Origin of the sequence: Microbacterium sp. GbtcB4 (assembly GCF_019091465.1) — a bacterium.
GTDB lineage: Bacteria > Actinomycetota > Actinomycetes > Actinomycetales > Microbacteriaceae > Microbacterium > Microbacterium paraoxydans.
The window spans coordinates 1-246 of sequence record NZ_JAGXJJ010000364.1; the positions used below are offsets into that span (position 1 = coordinate 1).

Genomic DNA, 246 nt, shown 5'->3' on the forward strand with positions numbered 1-246 from the left:
GCGACGGAGAGATCCCATGACGACACCAGCCACGCGCGGACCGCGGCGACGCACCGTCGTCGCCCTGGCGGACATCCTTTCCATCCTGGTGGCGTACGTCGTCCGCCTCATCGACATCCAGGTGGTGAGCGCCGACGAGCACGTCAGCCAATCCCTCGAGCACATCGGCGTCGGCTCGTAGATCCCCGGCCAGCGGGGATCCATCGTCGACTCCGAGGGCACGGTCCTCGCGTCGTGCGTCATGGT

The 246-nt window shown here is 67.9% G+C and carries 1 protein-coding gene; it reads left to right on the top strand.

Annotated features, from left to right (window positions below):
* Positions 1 to 16 precede the first annotated feature (16 nt).
* The gene (locus KVS71_RS18170; RefSeq protein ID WP_254635913.1) at positions 17 to 181 is read left to right on the top strand and encodes a hypothetical protein; all 165 of its coding nucleotides are present in this window, start codon (positions 17 to 19) and stop codon (positions 179 to 181) included.
* Positions 182 to 246: the final 65 nt, after the last annotated feature.

Excerpts from the sequence above, each read along its gene's own strand:
- KVS71_RS18170 (WP_254635913.1), top strand. The coding sequence starts at position 17 with ATGACGACACCAGCCACGCGCGGACCGCGGCGACGCACCGTCGTCGCC.